The sequence below is a fragment of the Bradyrhizobium sp. CW1 genome (assembly GCF_023100665.1).
Lineage (GTDB): Bacteria > Pseudomonadota > Alphaproteobacteria > Rhizobiales > Xanthobacteraceae > Bradyrhizobium > Bradyrhizobium canariense_D.
In genome coordinates this window covers 6,056,680-6,069,882 of sequence record NZ_CP064684.1, presented here as the reverse complement: position 1 = coordinate 6,069,882, position 13,203 = coordinate 6,056,680, and the positions used below count along the sequence as shown (strand labels likewise).

Sequence of the window (13,203 nt, the reverse complement as noted above, 5' to 3'; positions counted from 1 at the left end):
GACAATGGTCGTCAAGTTATCAGCGACGGACCTAGAAACTGGCCGCCGTTTGGTTGCCCGCAAGATGGGGCGTTCGGTGGTTCGCATTTTGCCGGAAGCCGATGATTTGGTTGCCATCAATCGGATAACCAAACAAATCCGCGAACTGCTCTGGCGCCGCGATAATCCTGGCAACATGCGCGCGTGTCGCGCGCTGGTCCGCGAGCAAGCTCGGCTGTCGCTTGCGTATGAGCGACGCCATGGGAAAGCTCCCAACATCAAGCACGTGTAAATGACGAACGTTCCAACTCTCGAAGAGCGCCGTGCGATCGAAGCCCGAGTCTCGCCACAACGGCGAGCCGAGATCGAAGGCCTCGTCAAATCGCTGGCACCGGTGATCGGCGATTTCGTCCTGGCAGCAATCACGCCGCTGAGAGAGCGGATCAAGGAACTCGAGTCGCGCCCGACACTGCGGTACTTGGGCATTTGGGATGCATCGCGGACGTATCCGCCGGGTTCCTTCGTCACGCACGGGGGAAGTGTCTGGCATTCCGAGCTTGACTCGACTGGGGTCCGGCCTGGTGAAGGCGGAAACAGAATTTGGAAATTGGCAGTTAAGCGCGGAGGCTCGAAATGACGTTCGAAGAGGCACAGCAATTGTTTATCGATCGTCGGAACGAGGCATTGGTCAAGCATGGAAATTACCTGCTGCTCGACAAAGGCATGAGCGTTGATGATGCGGCATTTCGCAAATCGATGCTGCGCTATGCCGGTGATCTCGAAGAGTGGCGCATGTGGGCAACGCAGGAGGTCGCCATCCGCGCGTTCGGTGCGACGACGGCGCAATCGACGGAACGACACTAGATGCATCCCTCGCACGTCTTCAGGAACGGCAGCAAAAGCAACCGAATGGATGGCGACAGTGGCGGCGGCGTCATCGGTTGTTGCGGCGGCTCTGACTCAGTGGCTTGTCCGGATAGCCAAATGGGATCGGGCTTTTGCTTGCTGTTCGCGGAAAGCAACGGCGAAAACACGCAGCCCTGGCACGGAAAGTTGGTTGTTTTCGTCTACAAAGCCACGGCGTCGAAGACCCTCAACAACCACCGGATCATCGTATCGCGTTGAGCCGCCGCCGAACAACTTGATCAGCAGCCTTTGTTCAAACCTATCCAAGTCGTCCCAGTTCGCATCGGCCATAGTAGTCCGCCCTGTCTGTTGGGCTATCCACGCTGCGCGCGAGTCAATGCTTAGTAACGGGACGTGATTCGGGCGGCTTGGTGGCGGGCGCATCGTTTGTCCATTGGTCAACGACGCACCGACCGCATGGGGAGGCCCGTATAGAGATCAAAAAACCGAAAAAGTGGCATCGATGTAGGTGTCGCCTTGTCCCGCGTGCGGTCCTGGCGGTCGGCCTTAGCGATTGATGCAATCTGCGGTACTTTCTTAACCTGGATCAATGGGCTCGCGCTTAACTAACCAAAGCGACTGAAGTCGCAGGACCGGTTTCATTCCTGATAAGTTATTGTCTATGCCCGGCAGATACCATTGGGCGCCGGCGCTGAGAGTTCAAGCGACTCCCGCCTATCAGGCCGGAGTGGCTGTCGTCATTCAGGTCGCATGAGGGTGATCCGATGCCGGCAAATCTTGCGTCAGCGCTCATTACGAAACTCGCTGTATCGAACCACCTGGATGGCGAAGACATCCGCGCCATTCAGAGCCTGCGGATTCGTGAGCGGCATCTTGGCGCCCGTGAAATCATCGTGGCGGACGGCAGTCGTCCCGGCGAGTGCTGTCTGATCGTTGAGGGATTTGCCTCGCGGTCGAAAACCACGGCCGACGGAGAGCGACAGGTCCTGTCCTTGCATATTCCCGGCGACATACCTGACCTTCAAAGCCTTCACCTCGGGATCATGGACCATGATCTGGTCAGCCTCTCGCCTTGCACGCTTGGGTTCATTTCGCATGCCGAGCTGACGGAGGTAACGGCGCGACAGCCGCACCTGGCCGCGGCCTTGTGGCGAGAGACGCTGATCGATGGTTCTATCTTTCGAGAATGGATCGTGAATGTCGGGCGGCGGGCCGCCCTGCAGAGAATGGCTCACCTGTTGATCGAAGTGCACGAGCGGCTTCAAGCAATCGGGCGCACTCGCGGCGGAGAGTTTAGCTTGCCCATCACTCAAGTTGATCTTGGCGATTGCTTGGGACTTTCAGTGGTCCATACGAACCGTACACTTCAAGCTCTGCGCGGGGAACGGTTGGTCGAAACGGACAAATCCGGCTTCAACTTGCTCGACCAGGAACGCTTGGAAGAGCTGGCAGGGTTCGATCGCACCTATCTCCATCTGACGCCAAGCGGTTAGAAAACTCAGCGCCTCACAGCCTATCAGGCCAATCTGGAAAGTAAGGCCGCCCTCAGTGGGCGACCTCTTCGAAAACTGAAACAAGCGCCGCTCGTGGTCCAATGGGTCGGTTGGCGCACTGCAACGGCAGGTCCTAAGTTCAGGCGGATGCGCTAATTTGCCGTTATGTATCGTTGATACTTCGCGCTGCGGCTGCTGACGCCGCGAGGACCTGCTGACGCTCCGGTTAGGAACCTGCTCTCAGTAGTTGGTTTGTTGTCTCGCTCGGTCATCCGAGCTGGCGGAGCGGCCCCGGCCTATAACAGCCCCCTGAAGCCGGGGCCGTCTCCGCGGTCCGGGTGGGCCTGCTTACGGCCACAGTGGCCTATAAACCGATGGAGCGGTGCCCTGAAGAGCTATCCTGTTGACCCCGGACGTTGGCGGGAATGCGGTGAGGTCGCTTGTCCAGAAAGCTCGATCATGGCCCTGGATGCCGAGGACGAGCTAGAAGCTTTGCGGATTGGGAAAAAAAGGCGGCCATGCTCAACAAGGCAATTGCCGTCAGAGCTGCCGACGGCAGGGTATTGGCGAGGCTGCAGCCGCCAAGATCGACCATTCGTTGACCTAGACAGGAAGGCCGAACGCGCTACTGCGGCGTAAGCTGATGCGTTCGCACAACGGGCATCGTTGCGCCGGTGTCGTATTGTTCACTTGCGATCCGCTCAATCGTCGAGCGATGCCTCTTGAACGTCTCGATAACGTCGCTTGGGCTGGTTCCGTCTGCCGCAGCGCGATCCCGCAGGGCGGTTATATCCACTCTACAATCAATGCGGTCGTCGCCCGCGAACATCGCAAAGAACAACGCTTCGTTGTTCGCGGCATCGAACTCGCCAGATGGATCAGAGGTAAGTGGCATCTCGGGAAGTCCGTCGCTCAGTCTTCGATAAATCGCGGCCGAGCTGGGATGAAGCTCACCCTCATCGCAGCTCAGCCTTCAGCCCAAAGAACGGCCCCAGGCCAAGGTGGCACGACCTAGGGCTGAGGCCGCTCCCGGCTACCGAACCGATAGCCTCATGCGTCTGAAACGCATGCAGAACCAAGAGTGGCTGATGGGCATCGTTCCTATCGCGGGTTCTCGATCGCTCCGGCCGATGATGCCCGGTCGCTTTCCGAGATGGCCAGTTTAATTTGAGCAGCCGCCTGCCTTGCTGTTTTAAGGTGCATCCGGGAACCTTCCCACTTAACCTGCATTAAGGGCCTGAAACGGCTCATTGAGGGATTGGCCTATGGGCGCGGAGCGTATGCACCCACCGAAATATTGGCTTATGCGTGCGGAGGAGTTCCACACTAAAGCGGATAACTGCCAATATCCGAGCACCAGAGACTCGCTCCGTCAAGCTGCGAAGAACTTCGAGGAGTTGGCTCGCCAAGCGCAGATGATCTTCGATCTCACCACCCAATCGGATGAGCGCGGCCTGGAAGCCCGCCGGGTGGCACAAGAACACGCGGACGATCAGCGCGCAATCACGGACCAGCTACGGCAACGGATGAACTAAGGCCGCCGCAGCGGGCGGCCTCTTTCTTTGCCCGCAAGCAAGCGCGAAACAGATCAGGCCCAAGCTCGCCGCGTTTAAAAGGATTGATGAAGACACCTTCAGGACGCCGCGCCAGCAGATGTGCCAAGTTGCTCTTTCCGCAGCGACAAGGGCAGCATGCGAAGGTCATCACCTCCTTCGGCGAGAACAGGATAAATGAAGCCTGCTTGCGCAACCAATCGCAAAGTATTCTACAGCTGTTCTTCAAGGATCAAGTTCACCGTCTCTTCTTGCCTGCTCGCCTTTTTGACTTCAGAACGTCGGCTTGGCTTTTGAAGGCGCGTGCTAAGGCTTGTAGTTCCTGAGATACCTCAGCATCTGCGACTGCCTTTGCAGCGCGCGCGGCCTTTTCAGCTTGCTTCCGCAGTTGTTTGATCTCCTTCGCCATCGAACACTCCGTTGCGCATCGGACGTTTAGCCGCAGATAATCATATCATCCCGCCGCCCGTGGATAAGTCGGGTGTCAGGGTTAGACCGGACCCGGCAGAGCGCAAGGTTGGACCGCCCCTCTGGACGCCAAACCGACGTAGCGCCCCCGAACGTTCTTGTTCTGGCTGCGCCTGCTAAGCCTGAGCTTTCGATAGGGCATTCAGCAAGTCATCCTGTGCGAACGGCTTGCGTAAATAGGCGATGCATCCGGCGTCCATCGCCTCATTGCGCGTGGCCTCGTCGTCGCTCGCGGTCATGAAGATGACCGGCCACTTCGATCCCGATGCCGCAAGCCGGCGCTGCAGCGCGATCCCCGAAATTCCCCCGAGGTGAATGTCAAGCAGCAAGCAGGTTGCCGTCTGCACGCTGTCGCTCTCAAGCAACGCCTCGGCCGAGGCGAACGTCCGGCTCTCAATGCCGTGGCACGCCAACAGCCGCGCCACGCTCTTCAGAAGGCTCGCATCGTCGTCGATCACGACCACAACTGTCCGCTGCGCCATCATAGCCATGTCCAGCCTGCCTAGGCGTATATGGCCCCCAAGGGTAGGCCAATCCCTTGATCTGGATCACGGAAAGTCTGCGGGCGCTGATGTCATCACTGGGCCTTGCGACGCGCAGTGCGACTGACCACTGGTAAGTCGTGCGACATGCGGATCTTTTCTTTACAGGCGTCTCTGGTTGCTCAAATATCTTCTGCGGTGGGTCTCAGGGTATCCACCTGGTGCCCCCTCCACATCTCTTACAGGTAGGGAGGCTTCTATGATCCTATTCAGGATAGTCTTCGCACTAACCGCTATCTTGCTAAGCAGAGATGCATTTGCGGAGTCAGGGATGTGGATCGGGACAGCCCCATTTTGCTATGGGTCGCCAGCAGACTGCACTGATCTGGGAATGACATACGTGAAGAGTGATTCAAAAGGGAACGGTGGCAAATGCTGGACTGGAACGAAAGTGTATTGTTCAGGTTATCCCGCCCCTGAAATTGCATTCATGGGTTATGATGCTTGTGACGGTTTTCAATGTCATCGAACGATGTGCGGTTACAATCCCAGTCCGGGTCCGAGGGTAATCGCAAGTGAGTCTTGGTTCTTCTGTCCTGTCTGCGTCAGTGCAAATGTTAGAACGATCATGAGATTGAACAAAGTTCCTAGCGCACAGATTGCGCGTGCTTGTCCGTGGCGATATTTCTAGGTTCATGATCATCGGGCAGTGCGTAGGTCAGCCACATGATTCCCTTTTTCTCCGATGCAGGTCCGATCCTCGTCGCCGCCGTTGTGCTTGCAATCGCGGCATTTGGATAGGTAGTCACCTAGCGTGGGGAAGATGATGCCGGGAGCGGCATCGCTCGAATTTTCGCTGACGTTCAGCGTCCGCATCGACAGGGGTGATCGAACAAGTTGGCTACTTCCGGTATTGGCCCATCTGCGACCTCGGAGCCCACCCGCTCTTTGGCCGATGTTGGCGGCAAACCCGGACATCAGGCGGCCGCCGCTTCATGAGTGTGCCCTAGTCCACACCCACGACCGGCAGTAGCTCGCCGCCGGCACGTTGATGAGCGATAGAGCTGGGGATTTCAGGAGGCTACGCCACGTCGGATGCTCAATTATTGAACAAACGCTATGGACTCGTCACCTCTTTAAGTTGTAGATGGCGCATACTTCAAATTCTTGGCCTGTGGGGGATAAAGTGACTGACAAATCCAAAATACTGCTCTCGCTTGGCGCGGCGCTTGCGTCACTTACTGGTCTCTCGGTGCACGGCGCAGAAGCCAAGCCGACGGTCCTCAATGACGACGTAACGTCGGCGGTGAAGCAGGATTTGCATGCGAAGCCTGCGCCTAACGCGCACTTTCAGGCGGGCGAGGATCTTCTCGGCTTCGTGATGACCAAACAGCCTGACGGGACGATTGTTGCGGGGCACTCATCGCATGCGTCACATGCATCCCATTCGTCACATGCCTCTAGCCGCTAAGGATCTTGCGGCGTCTCCGGTCGAGGTAACTGTCGATTTCGATTCAAGCGTCCAAAGCCTCGGGGCGTTGGACGCGGCAATCTATCGTCTGATCGGAACGGCGACTTGCCGGGTTAACCGGGTGGGCGAGCGCTATGTCTGCCGTCTTGCTCCCACCGCTCATCCGCAAAAAGGCGCGCCATTAAGTCCGGACGACCTGAAGGAACGGTTCCTAAACCTAGTCGCCGACGAGAATTTGCGAACTCGGGTGGCTGAGAAGACCGAAGGCGTCCGGAACGTCATTCTTGCACTTGCCTTCGGGTCGTTGGCCGCTACCCACAATGATGGCGGATAAAGTTCAGCCGGAGCACCATGGCACGTTTCCTACCTCCTGACGCCTTCGGCGCGGCGGCAGAAGATCTTTCGTTGCTGCCATTCAATCTTGAGCGCATCGGAAGAAGCCAGTACCTCGTCGCCAACATGGTCGGTGATTTCATTCGCTTGACTGAAGATGAGCTGAACAGGCTAGTCGACCTTCGGATACGCCCTGGCGACGGCCTCTACGAAAAGGCGTACGCGGCTCATCTTGTCACCGGGACCAACCAGAAAGCCCAACGGCAGCTTTTAGCAGCGCGGCTGAGAAGCCGGATGTCGTTCCTGCAACAAGTAACCCCGCTGCATATTTTTGTCGTAACGCTACGGTGCGAACACTCTTGCCCGTACTGCCAGGTCTCCCGCCAAAGCACCGACCGCTCGCGCTTCGACATGAGCGAAGAAACCGCGATGCGTGCGTTGGACATCGCCTTCGCCAGTCCTGCCGCCCGCATCAAGATTGAGTTCCAGGGGGGAGAGCCCCTTCTCAATTTTCCGCTGATCAGAACGATTGTTGCCGCTGCGCAGCAACGGTCCGGCAAGAAGCTCGACTTCGTCATCGCCTCAAACTTGGCCTTGTTGGACGAAACCGTTCTCGATTTCTGCAAAGAGAACAACGTACTGCTCTCAACCTCCCTCGACGGTCCAGCCGATCTGCACAACAAGAACCGTCCCCGACCCGGTGCGAACAGTTATGAACTAGCTGTTGCTGGAATCCGACGAGCCAAGGAGATTCTAGGTGCCGACAGGATCGGGGCCTTGATGACTACCACGGAGGCGAGCCTCGACCGCGTCGATGAGATCATCGACGAATATCTCCAATTGGGGCTGGATGGCATCTTCCTGCGCCCGCTTTCTCCGTTCGGATTTGCGATCAAAACGAAGCAGTTCGCCAAGTACGACGCGCAGAAGTGGCTTGCGTTCTACGAGCGAGGATTGCGCCGAGTTCTGGAGATCAACCGACAGGGTACCCCGTTCCGGGAGTTTTATGCGGCGTTGCTTCTCACACGGATGCTCTCGGATCGCCCGATCGGTTACGTAGATTTGCGTAGCCCGGCCGGCGCTGGGCTTGGCGCGCTCGTCTACAATTATGACGGCAGTGTTTTCGCTTCGGATGAAGGCAGGATGCTTGCCGAGATCGGTGACGACGCTTTCCGGCTCGGTCACGTCGAACACGACAGCTACAACTCTCTCATTCTGTCCGACAAGCTAATTGGCGCGATTTCGTCGTCACTGACCCAGTGCGCGCCCGAATGTTCGACCTGTGTGTATGAAAGCCACTGCGGCGCGGATCCTGTCTATCATCACGCCACGCAGGGTGATGCGCTGGGAATCAAGCCTCTGTCGGCGTTTTGCGCCCGGCAGAAAGGCATCATGGGCCTGCTGTTGGATATTCTGGAGAACTCTCCGGAAGATGCTGCCATATTGCGACGGTGGGCCGCCGCATGACCCTTCCTCTCTACGGCACGGCCTCCCAGAGCGTTGGATTTTCCTCTGACAAAGCTCGGTCGGTCCTTAGACTCCGGTCGGTCGATAGTGCCGCCGAACGTCATGTGGCGGATTTCGCGCTCGCCAGAACGCCAGACGAAATCAGGCGCGCGATAGAAGCCGATTGGCCGTCCATCTTCGTCGTCGCCGACGGCGCGATCGACCTACCCGGCACGTTCAAAGGACGGTTACTCGCGGTGCCGCCGAAATATGACTATCTCGCGGATGGCGACGTCATGGGCCTGGATCATGCGTCGAGGAAATTCCGTACGCTGTATCGCCGAAATTCGGTACACAATTCCTTTCTGGTCACGGAGCGATGCAACAATTACTGCCTGATGTGCTCGCAGCCGCCGAAAGATGTCGATGACCGGTGGATTCTCGACGAAATCAAAGAAAGCCTACCTCTTCTTGACCCAGCAACGCGTGCCCTGACATTCACTGGAGGAGAGACGCTGTCGGATTGGGAGGACTTCATTGCTGTCCTGAAGGAATGCCGCGACCGGCTCCCGGCGACCGCCATCCAAGTGCTCACGAACGGTCGCGCATTCGCGAACTCGCAAATCGTGGATGCCTGGAGGGAAATTAGCCATCCGAATTTGATGGCGGCCATCCCGGTCTATGCGTCGGTCGATCATATCCACGATCACGTCGTTCAGGCCAAGGGCGCCTTCGACGAAACGTTACTGGGCATTCTTAAGCTGAAGGACCGGGGACAGCGCGTCGAAATACGCGTTGTCCTACATGCGCTGACCGCGCCGATCATCGAGGACACGGGCCGATGGATTGCCCGTAATCTGCCATTTGTCGATCACGTCGCGTTAATGGGTCTGGAAAACACGGGCTTTGCCATTGCAAATGATGCCACGCTCTGGATGGATCCGGTGGACTACGGCCACGGCCTTGCCAAGGCCGTTGACCACCTGAGTGGCGCTGGCGTCAACGTGTCGATCTATAACTTGCCGAAATGCGTCCTTCCGAAGTCAGCTTGGCCGCATGCGCTCCAGTCTATCTCGGACTGGAAAAATGGTTTTGTCGAAGAATGCGATCGGTGTGACGAGAAGAACACCTGTAGCGGATTCTTTACGACCGGACGTCCACGGTTCAGTCGCGGCGTACGCGCAATCACACGCGGGGCATCGGCTGAAGGTTGCCGAGCAGTTGACCACGCGGAATAGCGCGAGGATGGCGGCTCGGCTCGGGATCATGCGGGCGTTGAACCGGGGCAGGCCCGGCGATCCGCATAGCGAAGCTGTGATTCGAATGGGAGGGGTGCTCGAAAGTTACCGCCGTAGCGGGGGCGAGCTTGATGAGCGCGGCAATCGACGTTCAGGTCTCAAATGCGTGTGCGAGAGACAGGCGTTCACGTCACGAGAAGCGCTTCCGCTCTGTCAAACAAGCTCCTGATGTACGGGCCGGGAGCGGTAGCGGCCATTTCCATCAACGCTTTTTTATTGTGTTGGGCGGGTCGTCCGCCGTGCATTCGGCGTAAAAAAAGTTCGAAGAGGGATTTTCCCCGGATGAGCTTGTTATAATCTGCAATGACGCTGTCATAGATATCCTGCGGATAGCTTTCTGCAGGATTTAATTGCGTCATCTGCGCCCACTCGACGGCATTGTCCAAAATTCGACTAGGATGGGTTTTGAGTTTGGCGCCCGCTCGTGAAACGGCTAATGCATACCAATGAGAAAAACGCTTCATCTCGTCAATAAATGTTTGTCGTTCAGTGGCATCAAGAAGCCTCTCGCAATCAATGTCGCGAAACGCATCGTTCTCGATTGAATAGCCTTCGGTGAAAATCAGATTGTCTGCAGTGTATTCCGCCGGAATTGCGGTGAAGACATAGAGGTCTCTGTCTGCGACGAATGCGATAGCCTGTTCTGACTTAATCTCTGCAAGTCGATCGAAGAGGGCTAGAACCGTCTTTCGTCCACCCACCGGAAGCACGGAAAGCGTTAGGTTCTCTGACTGCTCTTCTAATCGCCGGAAGATGATGATGTCGTCCGTGCCTTCAATTACGAGCGTAGGAAGACTGGAGTGATTTAAGGTTGCAATCACTTCGTCGATGGTGGGCTCAGCTTTGTTCGCGGTCGGCATTGCTTAATTTTCCTGATCACCACGATCCGGGTCAACGCTAATTTCGGCGTCGGGATACTTGCTGTAAATAAAAGGCGAGTGGGTGGCAACTATGAACTGATTCGAAGACTGTTGTTTCATCAGAATAGGAAACAACTGTCGTTGCCAATCAACGTGCAGACTCAGCTCTGGCTCGTCAATAAAGATGACGCTGTTCTGATAGAACGCATTGTAGCAAACAAAACTAAGCATTTGCTTTTCACCAGCCGAAAGCGCGTTTGAATTGACCGCACTCGCAGCGTCACCAAAGCTCAAGCGTCTGTCAAATGTGATTCCGGTGTGTTTGAACAATCCCTCAACTACTGTCGATATTCCCTCAATTGGAGTCATGACGATGGCGCGCTGACGATCCATCTCTTCAATGGACGCTCTTATGCCGTCTAAAACATCGTTTGCCTTGTTGATCTCCTTTACTTCGGTCTCATCAGATTTGAAATCCTTGATAATTTGAATGATGCTCTGCGACGTCTCTTGCTGATGTCTATTAACTTTCTCAGAAAGGTCCGTGTACTGACGCAGTAGAAGGCCCACAATGTCTACAGTCGATATTGCGGCCACGAACATGTGTGGGCCGTTGCTGAGTCTTCGTGAAAGCAAGAGGAGACCTTCTTCCACGGCATTCTTGCGTGGGGGAGCGTTGACGGAAGGGCGCAGCGATGGTGGCGCTAGAGTCGCGTTCAAAGTGAAGCCACCTTCGATACGTCGAAAAGTTGGGAAGAAAATTGATCCTCCCAACTCCTGCAACATCTGATTGGGGCGCATTTCCGCGTCAATGTGATAATTTTCGTCGTCATCGCTTTCGTCCTCGAAGAGCATTGTTTCTTGGCCGGGCATTGTCAGTTCGACTTTGCACGTGTTTCGGTTGATTCGAAAAACCGTAACTTCGTACATGTCCGTCTTGATCGTTGCCCGCTGGAAATTGACCTCGTCGAGCGCGATGGAGATGTTCCCGCTGATGATGTACCAGAGGAGCTTAAGGATACTTGTTTTTCCAGCGCCGTTTCGGCCGGTTAGAATGTTTACGCCAGGGCCGAACGCAGCACTTAGCTTGTGTTCGCGCCCGTTCAGATCGAGGACTTCGAAGCTCTCAATTCTCATGCTTGCTGCCCGTGTACCAATTTGGCCGAGAAGAGACGTTTCTACCGCAGAACTTTAGATAACAGGTTAAATTGCCCGCGCAATTTGGACGACGTTGCGCATCAGCAAGATGAGGGGCCTAGTGTCTGTCGTGCGTACGAGACAAGCTTCATGCCCGCGAATCGCAGCCTATGCAAATCGGAATCGCTGGGATTCCCAAATGGCGTCTGGTGTAATCCCTAATCGGTGGATTGGAGGCTCGCCGCTTACCGTCATTCGCGCCTCTAGCAAAGGCGGAACTGGTTAGGGCACTCACCCACCGCATGTTGCTACCTTGCTCGCTGCCGAACGCTTGCTTGGCGTTGTGGGCCTTTTACAGCTCATCGAAGGCTTGATCCCAACCCACGCAATCCCTTTATCCCCAGTATGACCGACGACGAGACCCTGACCCTGCGCGGCACCGTGATCGGCGGCGAGCGCTGCCAAGACGACTATGAGGTGCTGTGGCGCGGGCTGTCCATCGGCCGCATCAGGCGGGCCAACGGCTCAGCCGGCACCGAGCTGTGGGCGTGGAATTGCTGGCTGGCCGGCAGGCCGTGCAAGGCGGACGAAGCCGGAGGCGGCGCCAGCCTCAACGACGCCAAGGCTCAGTTCCGGAAGGTCTGGCAGCGGATCAGGGCAAGGCTGACCGAGGCCGACATCGCGAGGGCGAAGGGTTACGCCGGGCGCAGCGCCGAGGCGCTCGGCCGATATCGGCGGAAGGGGAAGTAGACCAAAGTGGCGATGTCGTCGCGCCCGAGGGTCTAAGCAAAGATGGATTTGGCTTGCCCCTTCCGGCGGGGGAAGCCGAACTTGCGTCCAAGGATGACGAACCGCTCAAGCCAATCGTCACAATCAACCAGAAGCTCTTGGAGTTCCGCCGTCGTAACAAGGCGTTCCCTTGTTACCTCAGCCTTTTTCCAGTTGGTGAGTTGGACTAGGGCTGATCCAGGTGCACAATTTGTTTGGTCCCAAAGGCCATGTACAAATTCATTTCGTTCAATGCGTATTTCGTCCGCATCCTCGATTAGCTCTCTAAGCTCCGACAGGTCGGGCCGGGTTGGCTCAAAAATTGAGATTACGGTCTTGATAGACTGGATAATCGTGCCGATGCTCAAATCGTTAGTCACAACGTGAAGGCCGCCCGGATCAGCATCGATTAGTGTCGCTAGTATGTGGCCAAGCCATTCTTCAATTACCGCAGTATTTATGGCAATCTGTCCAAGGCGAGAGGTCAGGTCAGCCTCAATCGCAGAGAATTTGGTAGCAGGCATGGACGGCTCCCGTGGCAGATAAAAATGACGCAAGAGTCAGCGATGAGGAGGCCCAAGAGCGTTCCTAGGCTGCGCTACGTGGCGCACTCAAGAAGCCTCATGAGCCGTTGAAGGAAAAGCCCAAGGTGAAGAAGCAAAGAAGCGGAAGCCTGCCTGAGCAAACTCCCGCCCCTTGGGTTACATCAACGCTTTTATTATCGCCGCGATGCCAAACAGGCAGGCGGCAACATTGACGCTGATGATTAGTCTGATCTGAGGTTTCATTGCTGATGCCCTCGGATCACGCGCGCGCAATCCGTGAGGGTTGCGTTAAACGTCCCATCGAACGAATAAGCCGTCGTTCATGGGTGCATCGGCCCACTATTGGCGCTCTAGAACCGCCTCTAGGAGACCCTGCGTCACCCCCGAGTATCCTTCCGCTGGATCGCCGTCTGATGGCGAGTGCGTTGGGGCCGGGCCACAGGCCTACAGGTTGCCCGCATCGTCCCTAACGCCGTGGTGCACGGCGGCGCTAGCGGACCCGT

General features: G+C 56.6%; 16 protein-coding genes. 9 read left to right on the top strand and 7 right to left on the bottom strand.

Translation table 11 applies throughout. The features are described 5' to 3' along the window. Positions 1–4 precede the first annotated feature (4 nt). From IVB54_RS29555 to IVB54_RS29545, 3 genes are read left to right on the top strand one after another with little or no spacing between them, the layout of a single operon-like run. The gene (locus tag IVB54_RS29555; RefSeq protein ID WP_247336604.1) at positions 5–271 is read left to right on the top strand and encodes a hypothetical protein; all 267 of its coding nucleotides are present in this window, start codon (positions 5–7) and stop codon (positions 269–271) included. Next, positions 272–616 (top strand): hypothetical protein, encoded by a 345-nt coding sequence (locus IVB54_RS29550; protein ID WP_247776563.1) that lies wholly within the window; start codon positions 272–274, stop codon positions 614–616. Further along, the gene (locus IVB54_RS29545) at positions 613–843 is read left to right on the top strand and encodes a hypothetical protein (RefSeq protein WP_219683869.1); all 231 of its coding nucleotides are present in this window, start codon (positions 613–615) and stop codon (positions 841–843) included. The genes IVB54_RS29550 and IVB54_RS29545 overlap by 4 nt, the downstream gene beginning before the upstream one ends. A gap of 96 nt (positions 844–939) precedes the next feature. Here IVB54_RS29545 and IVB54_RS29540 read toward each other — a convergent pair whose 3' ends face one another. After that, the gene (locus IVB54_RS29540) at positions 940–1,176 is read right to left on the bottom strand and encodes a hypothetical protein (RefSeq protein ID WP_247455975.1); all 237 of its coding nucleotides are present in this window, start codon (positions 1,174–1,176) and stop codon (positions 940–942) included. A gap of 434 nt (positions 1,177–1,610) precedes the next feature. Here IVB54_RS29540 and IVB54_RS29535 point away from each other — a divergent pair, with 434 nt between their 5' ends. After that, complete coding sequence (locus tag IVB54_RS29535) at positions 1,611–2,339, top strand: Crp/Fnr family transcriptional regulator (RefSeq protein WP_247565824.1); 729 nt, start codon at positions 1,611–1,613, stop codon at positions 2,337–2,339. A gap of 625 nt (positions 2,340–2,964) precedes the next feature. On the opposite strand, the gene IVB54_RS29530 is transcribed toward IVB54_RS29535, so the two are convergent. Next, positions 2,965–3,234: a DUF1488 family protein gene (locus IVB54_RS29530; RefSeq protein ID WP_247776562.1), complete on the bottom strand. Its 270-nt coding sequence runs from the start codon at positions 3,232–3,234 to the stop codon at positions 2,965–2,967. 370 nt (positions 3,235–3,604) lie between these two features. On the opposite strand from IVB54_RS29530, the gene IVB54_RS29525 reads away from it, so the two are divergent. After that, the gene (locus IVB54_RS29525; RefSeq protein ID WP_247776561.1) at positions 3,605–3,874 is read left to right on the top strand and encodes a hypothetical protein; all 270 of its coding nucleotides are present in this window, start codon (positions 3,605–3,607) and stop codon (positions 3,872–3,874) included. A 256-nt stretch (positions 3,875–4,130) separates the two neighbouring features. On the opposite strand, the gene IVB54_RS29520 is transcribed toward IVB54_RS29525, so the two are convergent. Both IVB54_RS29520 and IVB54_RS29515 read right to left on the bottom strand, forming a co-directional pair. Beyond that, positions 4,131–4,301 carry a hypothetical protein gene (locus tag IVB54_RS29520; protein ID WP_198288278.1) on the bottom strand — a complete coding sequence of 57 codons (171 nt, stop codon included), beginning with the start codon at positions 4,299–4,301 and terminating at the stop codon, positions 4,131–4,133. A 175-nt stretch (positions 4,302–4,476) separates the two neighbouring features. After that, positions 4,477–4,818 carry a response regulator gene (locus IVB54_RS29515; protein ID WP_346658624.1) on the bottom strand — a complete coding sequence of 114 codons (342 nt, stop codon included), beginning with the start codon at positions 4,816–4,818 and terminating at the stop codon, positions 4,477–4,479. A gap of 1,210 nt (positions 4,819–6,028) precedes the next feature. Here IVB54_RS29515 and hxsA2 point away from each other — a divergent pair. From hxsA2 to hxsC, 3 genes are all read left to right on the top strand, one after another. Next, a complete protein-coding gene (gene hxsA2 / locus IVB54_RS29510) occupies positions 6,029–6,313 on the top strand; it encodes a His-Xaa-Ser repeat protein HxsA2 (RefSeq protein ID WP_247776560.1) in 285 nt (94 codons plus the stop codon). A gap of 351 nt (positions 6,314–6,664) precedes the next feature. Beyond that, positions 6,665–8,113, top strand: a complete 1,449-nt coding sequence (gene hxsB, locus IVB54_RS29505; protein ID WP_247776559.1) for a His-Xaa-Ser system radical SAM maturase HxsB — start codon at positions 6,665–6,667, stop codon at positions 8,111–8,113. Continuing rightward, a complete protein-coding gene (gene hxsC / locus IVB54_RS29500; RefSeq protein WP_247776558.1) occupies positions 8,110–9,330 on the top strand; it encodes a His-Xaa-Ser system radical SAM maturase HxsC in 1,221 nt (406 codons plus the stop codon). The genes hxsB and hxsC overlap by 4 nt, the downstream gene beginning before the upstream one ends. Positions 9,331–9,515: 185 nt before the next feature. Here the strand turns inward: hxsC and IVB54_RS29495 are convergent, their stop codons facing one another. Further along, positions 9,516–10,250 (bottom strand): DUF4435 domain-containing protein, encoded by a 735-nt coding sequence (locus IVB54_RS29495; protein ID WP_247776557.1) that lies wholly within the window; start codon positions 10,248–10,250, stop codon positions 9,516–9,518. A 3-nt stretch (positions 10,251–10,253) separates the two neighbouring features. Then, entirely contained in the window at positions 10,254–11,387 is a 1,134-nt protein-coding gene (locus tag IVB54_RS29490; protein ID WP_247776556.1) for an AAA family ATPase, read from the bottom strand. Between the two features lie 405 nt (positions 11,388–11,792). Between IVB54_RS29490 and IVB54_RS29485 the strand changes: the two genes are divergently transcribed. Then, positions 11,793–12,137, top strand: coding sequence for a hypothetical protein (locus IVB54_RS29485; protein WP_247776555.1), 345 nt, complete (start codon positions 11,793–11,795; stop codon positions 12,135–12,137). A 32-nt stretch (positions 12,138–12,169) separates the two neighbouring features. On the opposite strand, the gene IVB54_RS29480 is transcribed toward IVB54_RS29485, so the two are convergent. Continuing rightward, on the bottom strand, positions 12,170–12,679 hold the full coding sequence (locus IVB54_RS29480) for a hypothetical protein (protein ID WP_247776554.1): 510 nt from the start codon (positions 12,677–12,679) through the stop codon (positions 12,170–12,172). Positions 12,680–13,203: the final 524 nt, after the last annotated feature.